The sequence below is a fragment of the Vibrio sp. OPT18 genome, from assembly GCF_015163615.1.
In the GTDB taxonomy this organism is placed as follows: domain Bacteria; phylum Pseudomonadota; class Gammaproteobacteria; order Enterobacterales; family Vibrionaceae; genus Vibrio; species Vibrio coralliirubri.
The window spans coordinates 63,391-79,699 of record NZ_JADDYK010000088.1; the positions used below are offsets into that span (position 1 = coordinate 63,391).

Annotated in this window: 19 protein-coding genes; 6 read left to right on the forward strand and 13 right to left on the reverse strand. The window is 45.8% G+C overall.

Annotated features, from left to right (window positions below; genetic code table 11):
• Both IQQ51_RS27590 and IQQ51_RS22760 read right to left on the reverse strand, forming a co-directional pair.
• On the reverse strand, window positions 1-813 hold an 813-nt coding region (locus IQQ51_RS27590; RefSeq protein ID WP_228013174.1), incomplete at its 3' end, for a HAMP domain-containing protein.
• The gene (locus IQQ51_RS22760; RefSeq protein WP_193842203.1) at window positions 813-1,502 is read right to left on the reverse strand and encodes a response regulator; all 690 of its coding nucleotides are present in this window, start codon (window positions 1,500-1,502) and stop codon (window positions 813-815) included. The genes IQQ51_RS27590 and IQQ51_RS22760, both read right to left, overlap by 1 nt.
• A gap of 447 nt (window positions 1,503-1,949) precedes the next feature.
• Between IQQ51_RS22760 and IQQ51_RS22765 the strand changes: the two genes are divergently transcribed.
• The 3 genes from IQQ51_RS22765 to pfkA all read left to right on the forward strand — a co-directional run bounded on the left by IQQ51_RS22765 (window position 1,950) and on the right by pfkA (window position 4,812).
• Window positions 1,950-2,459, forward strand: coding sequence for a CpxP family protein (locus IQQ51_RS22765; RefSeq protein ID WP_017061162.1), 510 nt, complete (start codon window positions 1,950-1,952; stop codon window positions 2,457-2,459).
• 164 nt (window positions 2,460-2,623) lie between these two features.
• Window positions 2,624-3,532 carry a CDF family cation-efflux transporter FieF gene (gene fieF / locus IQQ51_RS22770; protein WP_029235400.1) on the forward strand — a complete coding sequence of 303 codons (909 nt, stop codon included), beginning with the start codon at window positions 2,624-2,626 and terminating at the stop codon, window positions 3,530-3,532.
• Window positions 3,533-3,849: 317 nt separating this feature from the next.
• Window positions 3,850-4,812 (forward strand): 6-phosphofructokinase, encoded by a 963-nt coding sequence (gene pfkA / locus IQQ51_RS22775; RefSeq protein WP_017061160.1) that lies wholly within the window; start codon window positions 3,850-3,852, stop codon window positions 4,810-4,812.
• A 151-nt stretch (window positions 4,813-4,963) separates the two neighbouring features.
• Here pfkA and tpiA read toward each other — a convergent pair whose 3' ends face one another.
• A complete protein-coding gene (gene tpiA / locus IQQ51_RS22780) occupies window positions 4,964-5,734 on the reverse strand; it encodes a triose-phosphate isomerase (protein WP_017061158.1) in 771 nt (256 codons plus the stop codon).
• Window positions 5,735-5,983: 249 nt separating this feature from the next.
• On the opposite strand from tpiA, the gene IQQ51_RS22785 reads away from it, so the two are divergent.
• Together IQQ51_RS22785 and IQQ51_RS22790 are read left to right on the forward strand one after the other, a co-directional pair.
• Entirely contained in the window at window positions 5,984-6,331 is a 348-nt protein-coding gene (locus tag IQQ51_RS22785) for a 5-carboxymethyl-2-hydroxymuconate Delta-isomerase (protein WP_017061157.1), read from the forward strand.
• 45 nt (window positions 6,332-6,376) lie between these two features.
• Entirely contained in the window at window positions 6,377-6,805 is a 429-nt protein-coding gene (locus IQQ51_RS22790) for a DUF805 domain-containing protein (protein WP_193842204.1), read from the forward strand.
• Between the two features lie 54 nt (window positions 6,806-6,859).
• Here the strand turns inward: IQQ51_RS22790 and IQQ51_RS22795 are convergent, their stop codons facing one another.
• The 3 genes from IQQ51_RS22795 to glpX form a co-directional block, all read right to left on the reverse strand.
• On the reverse strand, window positions 6,860-7,207 hold the full coding sequence (locus IQQ51_RS22795; RefSeq protein WP_050619836.1) for a DUF3135 domain-containing protein: 348 nt from the start codon (window positions 7,205-7,207) through the stop codon (window positions 6,860-6,862).
• A gap of 122 nt (window positions 7,208-7,329) precedes the next feature.
• Complete coding sequence (locus IQQ51_RS22800; protein ID WP_050619835.1) at window positions 7,330-7,950, reverse strand: helix-turn-helix transcriptional regulator; 621 nt, start codon at window positions 7,948-7,950, stop codon at window positions 7,330-7,332.
• Between the two features lie 198 nt (window positions 7,951-8,148).
• Complete coding sequence (gene glpX, locus IQQ51_RS22805; protein ID WP_048605418.1) at window positions 8,149-9,156, reverse strand: class II fructose-bisphosphatase; 1,008 nt, start codon at window positions 9,154-9,156, stop codon at window positions 8,149-8,151.
• 324 nt (window positions 9,157-9,480) lie between these two features.
• Here glpX and zapB point away from each other — a divergent pair, with 324 nt between their 5' ends.
• The gene (zapB, locus tag IQQ51_RS22810; protein ID WP_008219652.1) at window positions 9,481-9,723 is read left to right on the forward strand and encodes a cell division protein ZapB; all 243 of its coding nucleotides are present in this window, start codon (window positions 9,481-9,483) and stop codon (window positions 9,721-9,723) included.
• 95 nt (window positions 9,724-9,818) lie between these two features.
• Here zapB and rraA read toward each other — a convergent pair whose 3' ends face one another.
• The 7 genes from rraA to priA form a co-directional block, all read right to left on the reverse strand.
• Window positions 9,819-10,337, reverse strand: coding sequence for a ribonuclease E activity regulator RraA (gene rraA / locus IQQ51_RS22815; RefSeq protein ID WP_017071322.1), 519 nt, complete (start codon window positions 10,335-10,337; stop codon window positions 9,819-9,821).
• 73 nt (window positions 10,338-10,410) lie between these two features.
• Window positions 10,411-11,328, reverse strand: coding sequence for a 1,4-dihydroxy-2-naphthoate polyprenyltransferase (locus tag IQQ51_RS22820; protein WP_050642913.1), 918 nt, complete (start codon window positions 11,326-11,328; stop codon window positions 10,411-10,413).
• Between the two features lie 155 nt (window positions 11,329-11,483).
• Window positions 11,484-12,824, reverse strand: a complete 1,341-nt coding sequence (gene hslU / locus IQQ51_RS22825; RefSeq protein WP_048605412.1) for an HslU--HslV peptidase ATPase subunit — start codon at window positions 12,822-12,824, stop codon at window positions 11,484-11,486.
• Window positions 12,825-12,882: 58 nt separating this feature from the next.
• Entirely contained in the window at window positions 12,883-13,431 is a 549-nt protein-coding gene (hslV, locus tag IQQ51_RS22830) for an ATP-dependent protease subunit HslV (RefSeq protein ID WP_004729692.1), read from the reverse strand.
• A gap of 225 nt (window positions 13,432-13,656) precedes the next feature.
• On the reverse strand, window positions 13,657-14,196 hold the full coding sequence (locus IQQ51_RS22835) for an SPOR domain-containing protein (RefSeq protein WP_050619833.1): 540 nt from the start codon (window positions 14,194-14,196) through the stop codon (window positions 13,657-13,659).
• Between the two features lie 122 nt (window positions 14,197-14,318).
• The gene (gene cytR, locus IQQ51_RS22840; protein WP_017103629.1) at window positions 14,319-15,323 is read right to left on the reverse strand and encodes a DNA-binding transcriptional regulator CytR; all 1,005 of its coding nucleotides are present in this window, start codon (window positions 15,321-15,323) and stop codon (window positions 14,319-14,321) included.
• Between the two features lie 240 nt (window positions 15,324-15,563).
• Window positions 15,564-16,309 (reverse strand): replication restart helicase PriA (gene priA, locus IQQ51_RS27595; RefSeq protein WP_228013176.1); only part of this gene is annotated, 746 nt, incomplete at its 5' end.

Here is a 16,309-nt window from a genome sequence, read left to right on the forward strand (position 1 = left end):
TTTACGAATCGCCAGTGCATTGGCCATGCGAAGGCGTGTCAGTGGTGAGCGGAGCTCGTGTGAGATATCAGAGAGCAGGCGTTGTTGCCCCGAAATCATCTGGTTCACGGCTTCTACCATCTGGTTAAAGCTTTCACCGGCTTGTCTGAACTCTGAAGTACCTTTTTCGAGTGTTGGATCGACCTCGAATTGACCTTTCGCCACGCGTTGTGCCGCGCGTTCTAGCCTGCGTGCGGGTTGGCTCAGTGCCCAAGCTAGCCAAAGCAATAGCGGGGTACTCGCCAGCATAACCGCCAGCAGTAACTGCAGAGGTCTATCAAACAGGCGTAACAAGAATGGCGGTGGTTGAGTCCACTTTATTCCGGCGTACATCAACAACTCTTCACCCGCGAGTTTGATCGGTACTGGACCTGCCACCATGTAGTGTCCGTACAGCTTCTGTTTCGGCACTTCAGGGTTATCTATCGAGGTAACAAAGTTGCGAATCGCTTTAAGTTTGTAGTCTGAATGCCTTTTCGAGGTAAGGACTGCGCCCTCAAGGTCGGTCAGGTAGATGCGAGCTCGAGAATCCTTGCGGCTGCGTGGCGCCTCAAGTTGGAAGACAATTTTGCCCAGATTTGGTTCTTTGGCGTAGCGTTTCTCTGTGATTTTAGCGATACGCTCGAGTTTATCGAGGTGATCTGCGGGCACATCTCGCGCGACTCGAGGGTCTAAATGGGGAAGTGACAGCACCGACAAAAGCACCAGTAACATGGTGAACCAAAAGATAGCAAAGATACGTCCATATAAGCTGGTGATTTTAGGTATACGCATTAATCTTCCTCTACCAATAAGTAGCCACGGCCTCGTAAGGTTTTGATGCGTGATTTACCGTCAGTGCGCTCAGGAATCTTCTTACGTAGATTAGAGATGTGCATGTCTATCGCGCGGTCAAACGCTGCGAGCCTTTTACCTAACACATCTAGGCTCAATGCTTCTTTGGTGATCACTTGCCCTGGGTTTTGGATAAGGTGACTCAATAGTGCGAACTCGGTGGTTGTGAGGTCGATGAGCTCACCATTGCAGTAGGCTTCTTGTTTGCCAGGGAAAACTTCGATGTCTTGGTATTGAACTCTATCACTGGCCGCTTTAGCTGCGGTGGTGGTTTGAGTTCGACGCAAGATAGCTCGAATACGCGCTAACAACTCTCGGTCACTGAAAGGCTTAGGTAGGTAATCGTCCGCGCCGAGCTCAAGACCAATCACACGGTCGATCTCTTCGCCTTTTGCGGTCAGCATCAGCACTGGTGTTTCCCAATTTTCTCTCAGTTTCTTTAGTGTTTCCATGCCATTAAGACGCGGCATCATCACATCTAAAAGAATCAGGTCAATCTCATCATTGATAGCTTCAAGTCCTGCATAGCCATCATTGGCTTCGGAAACAGTGAAGCCCTCAAAGCTCAGAATGTCTTTGAGTAAGCTGGTTAACTCGGTGTCGTCATCAATAAGAAGAATGTTCGCCATTGGGAAGCCTTAATTGGTTATTTACACTTTAGGGCATGTTGGCCTTTCGCGGTTAAATTTTGTTCGAGATAAAAGCGTTTTAATCGCGGCGAGGGGGAAGTAGCCTAGTCATTCTAAGCAAATTCCCCTCAACAAAGAGTAAAACGCTTTTAGCCGAACCCTTCGGGCAGCATTTGCTGGTCATTTCTACTGCGTTATCGGCTTCTCATGTAGGCTAGCTACACATCAAAGCCTCTGTCTTGTAGAAATACCCAGGCAACTCGCTGCAAAAATCAGCTCGAAAGATCAACATGCCCTCATAATACTGCTAATTATTCGTCAACTTTCACTCTTTACGATTCTTTACGCTTTCTAAACGTCACTTTACGAGGGAAAGACTAATCTATATCTAAGCGCTGAGAAACAGACGCAACACATGACTTATTATACCGAATTGAGGCAACAATTATGAAAATGACTAAGAAACTTGTACTAGCAGCTGCGGCACTTCCACTAATGTTAGGTACAGCAAGCGCGTTCGCATATGGCGGCGGCGATAAAGGCGACCACAAAGGCATGCACGGTAAATGTGGTGGCTTCGATAAGAAAGTGATGCGTCAACTAGACCTGACTGATGCACAAAAAACAGAATTGAAAGAGATGCGCGAAGCGAATCGTGCAGAGATGAAAGAAAAACACGCTGGCAATAAAGCCGATAAAATGGCGAAAATGAAAGCGCACCAAGAGAAAGTTCAAGCATTAGTACTTGCAGACAACTTCGATGAAGCAGCAGCAAACGACCTAGCAAGCCAAATGGTTGAGAAGCAAACTGAGCGTCGCGTAGCAATGCTTAAGAAGCAACACGAAATGATGAGCGTACTAACGGCAGAGCAAAAGACTCAACTGAAAGAAATCCAACAAGAGCGCATGACTAAGTGTGCTGACAAAATGGAAAAACGCATGAACAAAGACAAGTAATTCATTGCTTGAGAAATCAGCGTTGAATGAAAGTGTTTAGAAAGAAGCGGCCGAGTGCCGCTTTTTTTGATCCTTAAAAATGAATGTTTTACATCATGGCTGTCATATTCAATTGGTTGTTTGCAGGTTATACTTTGTGCTATCAGTCACTTTATAGCCAAGTTATGAAACAAGAATACGCACGTTTAGTTACGCTCGCCGCTTGGGCAGCCACCACCATCGCCACTATTTTATTGATAGTGAAAGTCGCAGCGTGGTGGGTGACAGGTTCTGTGAGTCTGTTGGCTTCCGTGGTGGATTCAATGCTGGATATCGCGGCCTCTGTCGTTAACCTTATCGTGGTTCGTTATTCTCTGCAGCCTGCCGACAAAGAGCACACCTTTGGTCATGGTAAGGCTGAATCACTTGCTGCATTAGCGCAGGCGATGTTTATTTCAGGCTCAGCATGTTTCCTTATTCTCAATGGTATTGAGCGCTTCTTCCGACCTCATGAACTGAACTCTCCAGAAATTGGTATCTACGTCAGCTTATTTGCGATGGTGATGACCTTCGGTTTGGTTCGATTCCAAAAGCATGTGGTTAACAAAACGGGCAGCCAAGCTATTGCGGCCGACTCTCTGCACTATCAATCAGACCTTTATATGAACGCTGCGATTATGCTGGCACTGGCATTGAGCTGGTTTGGGATTGGTCAGGCGGACTCAGTATTCGCGGTCGGTATCGGTATCTACATTCTGTACAGCGCTTATCAAATGGCGATGGAAGCGGTTCAGTCTCTGCTTGATCATAAGCTGCCAGATGATGAGCTGAAACAGATTAAAGAGACATCATTGAGCGTGGAAGGCGTGTTGGGTGTGCATCAATTACGAACGCGTCGTTCGGGGCCAATTCGCTTCATTCAACTGCATCTAGAATTGGAAGATAATATCCCACTTATTGAAGCGCATCGCATTTCTGACGAAGTAGAGGCTAAGCTTATCTCCGTGTTCCCTGATGCTGATGTATTAATTCACCAAGACCCGTATTCGGTCGTATTTGGACCAGAGAAGCAGCAGAAATTCCACTCGTGGTAATGCGTGCTAAAAATCAGCGGGCAAATGGTAAGTGGGTGGCTTTTGAACTAAAGTGAGTAAAAATTATTAACTGTTAGGTGATTCAAAAACCACCTTAGTAACAATTAATGTTGATTCTGATGTGAATCAACAAAGTTATTGAGTAAAACTGTAATACTCTTACAGAAGTAGAAATGTTACATAATTTTACGCGATTTGAGTGCTATTCCTGTTGAGGAAATGTAACATAACGCACAAATATAGATTTAAAATCTTGTTGATATACAATCAGCAAGAACAAGAATTGAATAATAGATTCCCAAAAATCGAGGGTGAGCATGATTAAGAAGATCGGTGTTTTGACCAGTGGTGGTGACGCTCCAGGTATGAACGCAGCAGTTCGCGGCGTTGTTCGTACTGCGTTATCAGTTGGCATTGAAGTTTACGGTATTTACGATGGCTACCAAGGCCTTGTTGAAGACCGTATCGAAAAGCTTGACCGTTCAAGCGTATCTGACGTGATCAACCGTGGTGGTACTTTCTTAGGTTCTGCACGTTTCCCTGAATTTAAAGACGTTGCTGTTCGTGAGAAAGGCATTGAGAACCTTAAGAAGCACGGTATCGAAGCACTTGTTGTTATCGGTGGTGACGGTTCTTACATGGGTGCTAAGAAGCTGACTGAAATGGGTTACCCATGTATCGGTCTTCCAGGCACAATCGATAACGATATCGCGGGTACTGACTATACAATCGGTTACCTAACAGCGCTTAACACTGTTATTGATTCAATTGACCGTCTACGTGACACGTCTTCTTCTCACCAACGTATTTCTATTGTTGAAATCATGGGCCGTCACTGTGGTGACCTTACGCTTATGTCAGCAATCGCGGGTGGTTGTGAGTACATCATTACTCCAGAGACTGGCCTAGATAAAGAACAGCTTATCAGCAACATCCAAGATGGTATTGCTAAAGGTAAGAAGCACGCAATCATCGCTCTAACTGAGCTAATGATGGATGCTAACGAACTGGCTAAAGAGATTGAATCTTCAACAGGTCGTGAAACTCGTGCAACGGTTCTTGGTCACATCCAACGTGGTGGTCGTCCTACTGCATTTGACCGTGTATTGGCTTCTCGCATGGGTAACTACGCTGTTCACCTTCTTCAAGAAGGTCACGGTGGTCGTTGTGTTGGTATCGAGAAAGAAGAACTTGTTCACCACGACATCATCGACTGTATCGAGAACATGCAGAACCCAGATCGTTCTGAGCTGTTCCGCGTTGCAGAAGAGTTGTTCTAAGCCACGCTTAGCGTTCGCTTTAAAACATTTAAAAACCGCTGATTGTTCAGCGGTTTTTTTGTGCCTGCCGTTTGAGGTTTTTGGAATGACAGGCAATAAAAAAGGCCAACCTAAGTTGACCTTTCATCTAATCTAAACGGTGAGGTTTAAATTAAGCTTTTGCTTCAGCTGCTGCTTTAGCGATAGCTGCGAAGCTTTTCGCGTCTAGAGCTGCGCCGCCAACTAGAGCACCGTCGATGTCTGGTTGTGCGAAGTAAGCTGCTGCGTTTTCTGGCTTAACAGAACCGCCGTATTGGATAACAACTTTCTTAGCAACTTCTTCAGATTTCTCTGCGATGTGTGCACGGATTTGAGCGTGGATGCGTTGTGCATCTTCAGCTGTAGCTGCTTTGCCAGTACCGATAGCCCAGATTGGTTCGTAAGCGATGATAGCGCCTTCAAGAGCTTCAACACCTTGAGTGTTGATAACAGCGTCAAGTTGACGAGCACATACTGCAACAGTTTCGCCTGCTTCGTTTTGTGCTTCAGATTCACCGATACAAAGAACTGGAGTTAGGCCGTTCTCTTTTAGGAATGCGAATTTCTTAGCTACGAACTCATCTGATTCGTTGTGGTATTCACGACGCTCAGAGTGACCGATGATGATGTGAGATGCGCCGAACTCTTTAAGCATTGCTGGAGACATGTCGCCAGTGAATGCACCGCTGTTGTTTAGGTCAGAGTTTTGAGCACCTAGGATGATCGCGCTGCCCGCTTCAGTAAGCGTACGCTCAGCAAGATCAACGAAAAGTGCTGGTGGCGCAACTGCTACGTCTACGCCTGTTACGCCTTCAAGTTCAGCGTTAAGACCGTTTAGTAGATCAACAACCATTTCTTTGCTGCCGTTTAGTTTCCAGTTACCCATAACTACAGGATGACGCATAGGAATATCTCCAAAGTATTTAAATAAATCGAATGTAAAAAAGTAAACTTTATTACGAAATAATATAACAGATTAATATCAACAGATCATGACTGTGGTCATGACTTTCTTGGATCTTACTCAATGGTCAGAGTAGATTTTGAGCATATATCAGTGATCCGGCAGACAGAATAATAGCTAACTTCTCGGATTTTTCATCGTTAGTTGTTATTAAGGGACAAACGATTGCGTTAACAACAGGAAGTAACAATGCCGAATCTAGTTCTAGAGTACTCCAATTCAGTGGATGAGCGAGTAAATATCCAAGGCTTACTGGAAGATCTCCACCAAGTCGCTCTCACATGTGGCTTGTTTGATGTGCCGTCAGTGAAGTCTCGTTCACTGCGTTGCCATAATTGGTTGGTCGGTGATGAGGAAGATAGTGTAGACTTTATTCATATCAGCTTTGAGTTACTTTCGGGACGAACGGAAGAGCAAAAGCGAGAACTGTCACGATCGTTAATGCAGATCCTGCAAGAACAAGCGAGTCATGTAAGAAGCTTAACGGTGAATATTCGTGATATGGATAAAAGTTGCTTTCAAAAAGTAATAAACTAACCATTGCTGCTGACTTTTAGCGGCGTATAAATTTGAGTATTTAAGATGTCGATGAAAGAATTACTGCTCTCTTTCAAGGGGAGAATTGGTCGTAAGACTTACTGGATTTGGAATATTTTCTACTACATAGCGATTACCGGTTTTGCTTCTGGTATCTCTGTGTTGTTCCCTGCTTACTCTTATATCCTGCTACCAATCTTCCTATTGATGCTTGTGATCCCAGACCTTGCGGTAACCGCTAAGCGCTGGCACGACCGCAATAAGTCTAATTACTGGCTACTATTGAATGTGCCATTAGTCTTGGTTCGTTTGGCTTCGCCAATGGCTGCAACGACGACCGAGCCTGTATCGCCAATTCATATGGCGGCAACCGTCGCGGCATTAGTGTGTGGTTTGTGGATTCTAATTGAGTGTGGCTTGTTGAAAGGCACAGAAGGCCGTAATGACTACGGCGAAGACCCATGTAAATATTGATCGATAAGAAGGGAGCATTACGCTCCCTTTTTTCTTTTTAATGCTTTGCTACTTTCAGTACATTTTAGGTTCGGTATTCGGCTTAAAAGGCACGACATTTTCAGGCAGAGATTCTTCAAAGCCGCAGCGCCCTTCGAGTGCATCTTGGAACTTACAGACCTGACAGCGCAGCTCTTGCATGAGTACGACATTGGCGTGGTGTGGGTTTTTACAACGGCTAACCACTAAGTCGATGTGACTTTGTTGTGCGCGAAGTCGGTCTTGCATTACTTCTGAAGCCGAACAGATCATCTGTTCGCACATCTCGTGTTTGAATTGATTGAATGCTTTCGGATCGCTTTTCGCGAGTTGGACAAGTTCATCAAAGGGTGGCAGTTTTTGAGAGGGTTGTGGATGCGCCATCATTCCTTCCTTAGCATTAAGCGTGTTTCATATGCTCTAAGCTTAAGAAAGAAATCTGTACAAATTTTAATCTATTTGTATTTTCTCAATATTGAGACGCTATTAATCGCTTACCGTTACAATCAAAGTGCGGGTGTTAAGGTGTAAGTACAGCGTCGTTCGCCAGCAATGATGTGTTCTGTACGGCTCACATGGCACTCATCTTTTAGTAACTCAGTAAACACATTGAGCTCAGATTGGCACAAGCTAGGGCAGCGAGTTGCAGCCTTACAGATAGGGCAGTGGTTCTCAATCAAGATGTAGTGATCATCATGCTCTTGAAGCTCAGCCATGTAGCCTTCGTCTTCACGAAGCTGGGTAAGTTTTTTAAGCTTGCTGATGAGTGAATTACAGTCAGACAATGCAGTTTGATACTGCTTGAGTGTGTGTTGTTCACGTTCGGCAGCAACCTTAGCCAGCCCTTCTTTACCAAATAGATTCTCCACAGCATCAATTACTTGAATAGTGAGTTCACCATGTCGGTCTGAAAATTGGCTGTGGCCTTGTTGAGTCAGGGACCAGTGGCGAGTCGGGCGACCCACTTTCACTTTCACATCATGAAACGCAAGAATACCGTCATCTTCCAGGCTTTGCAGATGTTGCCTTGCACCCATTGTCGTCATGCCAAATTCTTCTGACAGTTGTTTCGCGGTTACCGCGCCTTGACGCTTAATGGTCTGTAAGATTTTGTCGCTTGTTTTCATACTATCCCTACCTCATGAACCTTACTATTATGAGGCAAGGTGTTTATAAAGCAAACCATTTACTATATTGATAGTAATTTACTCGATAGATAGCGTTTTACTCTATCGGCAGCCATGGTGAGATTCTGCTGCGCCAATAAAACAAAAGGCTGATACTTGGTATCAGCCTTCGAATATTCTGTTTCACCGAGTTTTGGCTTACAGGATATGACCTACTACTTCTGGATCTTTACGCTCTAGGTAGTGGATAGATTTGATGCGGCGAATCGTACGGCAGCGGCCACGGATAAGCAGAGTTTCTGTGGTTGCGATATTGCCTTGACGAGAAATGCCTTCTAGCAAGTCACCCTTAGTGATGCCTGTTGCTGAGAATACAACGTTGTCGCTGCGTGCCATGTCTTCCATCTTCAACACGATACCCGCCGTTACGCCCATTTCTGCGCAGCGCTCAAGTTCAAGTTCACCGTGCTTACGGTTCTCTTCTGTGTCGCCTTTAACTTCATGGCGAGGTAAAAGACGACCGTGCATGTCGCCGTCGAGTGCGCGAATTACCGCAGCCGAAACCACACCTTCAGGTGCGCCGCCGATGCAGTACATCACGTCGACTTCGCTGTCTGGCATACAGGTTAAGATAGAAGCCGCAACATCACCGTCTGGCACAGCAAATACACGAACGCCCATAGCTTGCATGTCGGCGATGATTTGATCATGACGAGGCTTAGCAAGCGTGGTTACGACTAGAGTATCAAGTGTTTTACCTAGTGCTTTAGCGATGTTTTCTAGGTTTTCTGTTAGTGGCAGTTCTAGGTCAATCACGCCTTTAGCGCCAGGGCCAACAACCAACTTTTCCATGTACATATCAGGCGCTTTAAGGAAGCTGCCTTTTTCGCCTGCCGCCAATACAGCCAATGCATTTGATTGGCCCATTGCTGTCATGCGTGTCCCTTCAATTGGGTCAACTGCGATGTCGACAGCGTCGCCGCCTACACCTACGTTTTCGCCGATGTACAGCATAGGTGCATCATCGATTTCACCTTCGCCGATAACAATCTCACCGCTAATTTCGGTTTTGTTTAATAGGCTACGCATTACTTCTACAGCAGCGCCATCTGCAGCGTTTTTATCGCCACGGCCAAGCCACTTGTAACCAGCTAGTGCTGCACCTTCTGTGACACGAGAGAATGACATTGCTAAATCGCGTTTCATGCGGACTCCAAAATTTTCAAAGGGGGAATAGAAATTTCGCGGCGAATTTTACCATATCCAAAAGGAAACGTTTGCCTTTTTGTTTTTTGGAGATTGCTCTCGATCAATTCGCAGTGGAAAACAGTTATTATTCATCGAAATAATCGGTTTGCGGTTGTGGCGGTAATCGTTCACGTCAATATTCGGTAAAAAGCGCTGTTTTTTTCATCGAATGGCGCAAAATATCGAATATATTGAGTGTTTATCCTTGCTCTGCTGAGTAGAATGGGGAAATAAGTGGAGTGAACCTTCACCATCAAACGGATAACTTAAAGGTAGGCCAGAATGTCTTTTGAAGTACTAGAGCAGCTAGAAGCAAAAATTCAAACAGCAGTAGATACAATTGCACTTCTTCAAATGGAAGTGGAAGAGCTTAAAGAAGAGAAACAAGCACTAGCAACAGAAGCTGGTGAGCTTAAAGCAAGCCGTCACGAGCTAGAGCAAAAAACTCAGCAAATGCAGGAAGAGCATTCAGCATGGCAAGATCGCATCCGTAACCTTCTTGGTAAAATGGATGAAGTAGAGTAATCGACTCTTCAGATTTAAAAAAACGCCCGCTACTCAGTAGCGGGCGTTTTTGTTTGTATTCATAAGCTTTGTTGTCTTATTCAAAGCCGAGTGAGTTACTCGACCTCTTCTTCCTCGACATCTAAATCAAGTTCTACATCTAGAGGTTCGGCAGAAAGAATGATGCCGGTGTTGTCTGCGTAGAGGTAATCTTCTGGTAAAAAGGTCACGCTGCCAAAGTTCACGGGAACGTCTAATTCACCGACACCCTCTTGGCTCGCACCAACAGGAATAGAAGCCAAGGCTTGGATGCCTAGGTTCATATCTTCAAGCTCATCGACTTCACGAACGCAGCCGTAAACCACAATCCCTTCCCACTCATTGTCTTCGGCAAGTAGGGCAATCTCAGCATCGATCAGCGCTTTACGTAGTGAGCCGCCACCATCGATTAACAACACACGTCCCAGACCATCTTGCTCTAGTACAGAGCGAATCAAAGCGTTGTCTTCAAAACACTTTAATGTCGTGATCTGTCCTGCGAAGGATGCACGTCCACCGAAGTTGCTGAACATTGGCTCCACGACATCAACTTGATCCAAATATATGTCGCACAGTGCTGAAGTGTTGTATTCCATTAGTATACCTTTTGAACAATGAGCTTACTTTGAGTATATCGGCGCTTGATCCCTTTGCAATGATTAGTCTCATTTAACTCAATAGAGTTTGAGCTACGACAACCCCTGCAAACAATAGGTTAGTGACCAGTGAGCATTTCACAATCACCGGCATCATTGGTGCAATTTGCGCTGGCTTTTCGGTTTCCCAAACAGCTTTGCCATGTTTGTAAACAATGATAATGCTCAGCAAAAACGGCAGGCTGATCCAGACCGGTTTTTCTTGAATAAGCAGGTAGATAGCGAAAGACGCAAGGGCGAGGCCAAGCAGAGCAAAATGATAATGTTTGGCTTTGCGTTGCCCTAGGCGAACCGCCATGGTGCGCTTACCACATTCGCTGTCGTTTTCGATATCACGCATGTTGTTGATATTGAGCACCGCAACCGCCATCAAGCCACAGCCCAATGCCGGAAGGAATAGGCTTGGTTCTACATGGCCAGTGTGCAAGAAGTAAGTCCCTGAAACGCCTAACAAACCGAAGAAGATAAATACTGACAAGTCGCCAAGGCCAATATAGCCATAAGGTTTATTACCGACGGTGTAAGCGATGGCTGCAACAATGGCTAATACGCCTAACGCAATGAAAGATAAGATACTTTCAATCGAGGTTAAGGCATGAAAAATAAGAATAAGCCCAGCGACCATGGTAAACACGATGTTGAGGATGATCGCTTGCTTCATGGTTTTCGCCGTCACCGCGCCAGATTGCATGGCACGTGTTGGCCCCAGACGATTTTCGTTGTCTGTGCCTTTTACGGCGTCGCCATAGTCATTGGCTAGGTTCGACAGAATCTGTAATAGGGTGGCGGTTAAAAATGCCAGTAGGGCTATCGATAAAGAAAACTGACCACCGGAGAACGCTAAACTACTTCCTGTAAGAATAGAGACAAGTGCGAGAGGCAGAGTTTTTGGTCGTGCGGCATCAAGCCAGATCAGTAGAGATTGTTTCATCGTAGGTCTAATTCTTTGTAAGTCTTCGTTTCATACTGTGATTTGAGTATACGCCCATTTTTCGGGTAATAAAAAGCCCACTCGAAAGTGGGCCTTGAATTCGCTTATTAGCTGCTATTTCTTTGAGATAGAGCAATAAGTTGGAGTTTCGTGTGCTACAGGATGAAGCGGCTTAGGTCTTCGTCTTCAACGAATTCGCCAAGTTTCGATGTTACGTAAGCTTCATCAATCACTAGCTTGCTGCCTGCTTTGTCTGTTGCTTCGAATGAAATCTCATCCATTAGGCGTTCCATTACCGTGTGTAGACGACGCGCACCGATGTTCTCAGTGGTTTCGTTTACGCGCCATGCTGCGTCCGCAATCTGGTTGATGCCATCTTCAGTGAACTCAATGCTGACATCTTCTGTTTTCATCAGGGCAATGTATTGCTCTGTTAGCGATGCTTTTGGTTCAGTCAGGATGCGTTTGAAGTCATGTGCTGATAGTGCTTCAAGTTCTACGCGGATTGGTAGACGACCTTGTAGTTCAGGGATCAGGTCAGATGGCTTAGCCACTTGGAATGCGCCTGATGTGATAAACAAGATGTGGTCAGTTTTCACCATTCCGTGCTTGGTTGATACTGTGCTGCCTTCAATAAGAGGCAGTAGGTCACGCTGAACACCTTCGCGAGATACATCTGGGCCGGAGCTGTCGCCACGCTTACAGATTTTGTCGATCTCATCGATGAATACGATGCCGTTGTTTTCAGCGTTGAAGATCGCATTCTCTTTTAGCTCTTCTTGATTCACAAGCTTTGAAGCTTCTTCTTCCGTCAGTGCTTTGAATGCGTCTTTGATTTTCATCTTACGCTTTTTCTTGGTGTCGCCAGCTAGGTTTTGGAACATGCCTTGCAGCTGGTTCGTCATCTCTTCCATGCCAGGAGGTGACATGATTTCAACGCCCATTTGCGGCGCGGCTACATCAACTTCGATCTCTTTGTCGTCAAGCTTACCTTCACGCAGTTTCTTGCGGAAAATTTGGCGAGTGTTTGAAGATGTGGTGTCTTCAGTTGATTGCTCGTTCTGACCCCAAGCATCACGTGCTGGTGGTAGAAGGGCATCAAGAATGCGTTCTTCAGCTTGTTCTTCAGCGCGGTATTGTACTTTTTCCATCGCTTGTTGGTGTGTCATCTTGATGGCAACGTCCGTTAGATCACGGATGATGGTCTCAACTTCTTTACCAACGTAGCCAACTTCGGTGAACTTAGTCGCTTCTACCTTAATGAAAGGCGCGTTTGCTAGTTTCGCTAGGCGGCGAGCAATTTCAGTTTTACCAACACCTGTTGGGCCAATCATTAGGATGTTCTTTGGTGATACTTCAACACGCAGGCTTTCTTCAAGCTGCATACGACGCCAGCGGTTACGTAGAGCGATAGCCACTGAACGCTTAGCGTTGTCTTGGCCGATAATGTGGCGATTGAGTTCGTGAACAATTTCGCGAGGAGTCATCTCAGACATGGTTTTTCCTTAATTCTTTAATCACTGTTGAATACAACGTTATTGATGGAAGCGGTCGTTACTCTGGCTTTGGCAGCTCAACGGTGCTTTCTAGTTCTTCAATAGTGTGGTGATGGTTGGTGAATACACAGATATCGCCTGCAATGTTCAGCGACTTTTCTGCGATTTCACGCGCATCTAAATCAGTATTTTCTAATAGTGCAGTAGCTGCTGCTTGAGCGAAGTTACCGCCCGAGCCGATCGCAATCAGGTCGTTCTCTGGTTGAACTACGTCACCGTTACCTGTGATGATCAGTGAAGCGGTCTCATCCGCTACTGCTAACAGTGCTTCTAACTTACGTAGAGCACGGTCGCTACGCCAATCCTTCGCTAGCTCAACGGCAGCTTTGGTCAGGTGGCCTTGGTGCATTTGCAGCTTGCTTTCAAATTTTTCGAATAGCGTGAAAGCATCAGCAGTACCGCCAGCAAAACCTGCCAGTACTTTGTTGTTGTATAGGCGACGTACTTTACGGGCATTGCCCTTCATTACAGTATTGCCTAGAGATACTTGTCCATCACCCGCGATGACGACTTTATTATTACGACGTACAGATACAATGGTAGTCACGAGTAGGGCCTCTTAATATTTCTTATCTTTGGGTATAAAAAGTATATGAGGATGGTGCTCGGATAATTCAAGGAAGGGTGAGTGATGTCGTGCAAACTTATCGGCGGAAGTTGTAAGGAAATTTGGTTAAAGGGGAGGGGTATAAAAGAAAACCTCCACAATGGGAGGCTTTCGCTGTTTGGTTTTCGGCTTTTACTAAGATAAAGATTGCCGCTGAATCTAAAACTACTCGGTGTCTTTCCAAATAGCACAAGGTTCGATTTTCGCTCGTTGCAGCTTATGGCGATCTCGTTCTGCGTCACGCTTCAGTTTGTATGGTCCTAGAACCACACGGTACCAGCTACTGCCATCTTTCTTGCGGATCTCACTCGAGATACCTTGGAAGGCAATATCCAACTTACGTGCTTCTGCCTGCGACGAGGTTTTGTAAGCGCCACACTGCATGATGTAAGGGATCTTAGAGATCTGCTGTTCTTTGGCTTTTACTTCAATCTCGCGGCTTGGCAGCGTTTCAACGTAGTCCCACTTCTCTTCGGGAGGCGGCGGAATCACTTTCGCTGGTTTTGGCTTAGGTTTTGGTTTGGTTGCTACAGGCGTTGGTGCTGGCGGCTCAGGATCATTACTCAATAGGTAAAGTCCGTAACCAAAACCACCGGCAAGGAGGATCGCCAAAAGACCACTGCGCCAAGGTTTACGGCGAGGGGCTTGTTTTTTGGTTGGTTTTTTCGTGCCACGACCACGCTTTACATAATCTCTATTAGCCACAAGACAATTCAATAGTTGCTGATTCTGCCCTCATGGTAATCCAGATTGCGCGAGGATAATAGTGCAGAAATGGAAGCGGCACATCAAAATGTGCCGCAGATTTGTAAGGGTATTTCTGAGGGTTACATTCGAGGTGGCGCTGTACTGCCTCGAACTACCAATTTAGCTTCAAGCAGACGCGAACCTGCTTGCACATCGTTGCCCTTCAGTAGATCAAGCATCATCAACATCGCTTGGCGTCCAATCTCATAACGAGGCTGAGAAATGGTGGTTAGCGGTGGATCGCAGTATTGAGCGAATTGGATGTCATCGAAGCCGACAATCGATAGGTCTTGAGGAACGCGCAAGCCCAGCTTCTTCGCTTCTTGAATCGCGCCAATCGCCATCGCATCGTTGTGACAGAAGATAGCCGTTGGTTGTTCAGGCAGTGCCAGTAATTGACGAACTGCTTGAGCGCCCGCTTCAAAGGTGAAGTCACCGACCGTGCTGTAGGCTGGGTTCATTGAGACTCCGGCACGACGCAGTGCTTGTTGGTAGCCTTGTTGACGGAACTTACACAGCGTTGCAGATACTGGGCCTGAGATTTGAGCGATGCGTTTATGACCTAACTGAGCTAGGTAGTTAACCGCTTCAAAGGCAGAGGTCAGGTTATCAATATGTACTGTAGGCAGTTCAAGCTCAGGGGCAAACTCACACGCCATCACCATTGGCGGTAAATTCTTTTGTTCAGGTTTGCTGACATCAAACGGATGGTCAGTGCCCAGCAGCAACATACCGTCAGCTTGTTTGGTGAACACTAAGTTAACAAATGAAGACTCGCGCTTCTTTTGCTGGCCGCTATCACCTAGCAGAACAAGGTAATCATTTTCTACCGCGGCATCTTCGATACCACGAATGATCTCGGCGAAATAAGGGTCACAGATATCAGGAACAATAGTGATGATGGTTTTTGATTCGTTGCGACGTAAGTTTCTAGCTAATGTATTGGGTGAGTATCCAGCTTCAAGTACTGCTGTTTCCACTCGCTTGCGAGTCGAAACTGAGACTTTCTCAGGGTTCATCAATGCACGTGATACCGTGGCTGTTGAGACGCCTGCTAGCTGGGCAACATCCTTCATTGTCGCCATAAATTAAACCCTCTTTTAAGTTCCTTTGTCGCCTAAGTATCTAAGGCGTGAATAATAAATGTAATCGAATAGATATTATGAAAGTGTTGCTAACACTTTTTTTATTGCAATATTTTATTCGTTTAATCCGTGTAAAGTTACGGCTAGATTAACAAAAATCACATGACTAGTGTGAAGTTGCTCACGAGAAATATGAAATATTTGTGAACAAACTTATCATTAGTTTTAACCCAAGTGGGTTTAGCTCAAATCTTGCGGCTCAATATCGAGTGACCAGCGGACTTTTTTCGCAGCAGGTAACATATTGATGGCCGGCTTGGCACTCATTAATAGTTTCTGCATTAACGAGCGCGTCTGAGTTTGTAAGATTAACTGCCAGCGTGATTTGCCCGCTCGTTTTGCTAACGGAGCCGGGGTTGGCCCTAACACCATGCAATATTGGTCAAACAGTGGATGTGATTCCAATGTGTGACGAACCTGACGCAAGAACTCCTCCACCAAGCGTGTGTCATTGGCTTCTGCTCTAAACAGCGTCATAAAGGTATAAGGCGGTAACATTGCCTGCTTACGCTCTGCCAGTGCCGTCTGAGCAAAGTGGTTATAGTCTTTGTGCAGCAAGGCTTGCAGCAACCCATGTTCTGGATGGTGAGTCTGTAAGATCACTTCACCGGGTTTACTTGCTCGTCCTGCGCGTCCCGCTACTTGGATGAATAGCTGGGCAAGACGTTCAGACGCTCGGAAGTCACTGCTATATAAAGAGCCATCCACATCCAATAACGCCACAAGTGTCACGTCAGGGAAATGGTGACCCTTAGCAAGCATCTGCGTGCCGATAAGAATTTGGTATTCACCTTTACGAATCGACTCTAGTGCGCTTTCTAAGCTGCCTTTACGGCGGGTGCTGTCGCGGTCAATACGAATGGTTTTGTATTCAGGGAATAGTTGGCCAAGCTGAGCTTCTAACTGCTCGGTACCGACACCCACTG

Bases quoted from the DNA above. Each gene is read 5' to 3' on its own strand.
- IQQ51_RS22760 (WP_193842203.1), bottom strand. From the start codon at position 1,502: ATGGCGAACATTCTTCTTATTGATGACGACACCGAGTTAACCAGCTTA.
- hslU (WP_048605412.1), bottom strand. From the start codon at position 12,824: ATGTCTGAGATGACTCCTCGCGAAATTGTTCACGAACTCAATCGCCAC.
- pfkA (WP_017061160.1), top strand. From the start codon at position 3,850: ATGATTAAGAAGATCGGTGTTTTGACCAGTGGTGGTGACGCTCCAGGT.
- IQQ51_RS22820 (WP_050642913.1), bottom strand. From the start codon at position 11,328: ATGAAACAATCTCTACTGATCTGGCTTGATGCCGCACGACCAAAAACT.
- IQQ51_RS22795 (WP_050619836.1), bottom strand. From the start codon at position 7,207: ATGGCGCATCCACAACCCTCTCAAAAACTGCCACCCTTTGATGAACTT.
- IQQ51_RS22790 (WP_193842204.1), top strand. From the start codon at position 6,377: ATGTCGATGAAAGAATTACTGCTCTCTTTCAAGGGGAGAATTGGTCGT.
- cytR (WP_017103629.1), bottom strand. From the start codon at position 15,323: ATGGCGACAATGAAGGATGTTGCCCAGCTAGCAGGCGTCTCAACAGCC.
- zapB (WP_008219652.1), top strand. From the start codon at position 9,481: ATGTCTTTTGAAGTACTAGAGCAGCTAGAAGCAAAAATTCAAACAGCA.
- fieF (WP_029235400.1), top strand. From the start codon at position 2,624: ATGAAACAAGAATACGCACGTTTAGTTACGCTCGCCGCTTGGGCAGCC.
- IQQ51_RS22785 (WP_017061157.1), top strand. From the start codon at position 5,984: ATGCCGAATCTAGTTCTAGAGTACTCCAATTCAGTGGATGAGCGAGTA.
- IQQ51_RS22800 (WP_050619835.1), bottom strand. From the start codon at position 7,950: ATGAAAACAAGCGACAAAATCTTACAGACCATTAAGCGTCAAGGCGCG.
- rraA (WP_017071322.1), bottom strand. From the start codon at position 10,337: ATGGAATACAACACTTCAGCACTGTGCGACATATATTTGGATCAAGTT.
- IQQ51_RS22765 (WP_017061162.1), top strand. From the start codon at position 1,950: ATGAAAATGACTAAGAAACTTGTACTAGCAGCTGCGGCACTTCCACTA.
- tpiA (WP_017061158.1), bottom strand. From the start codon at position 5,734: ATGCGTCATCCTGTAGTTATGGGTAACTGGAAACTAAACGGCAGCAAA.
- glpX (WP_048605418.1), bottom strand. From the start codon at position 9,156: ATGAAACGCGATTTAGCAATGTCATTCTCTCGTGTCACAGAAGGTGCA.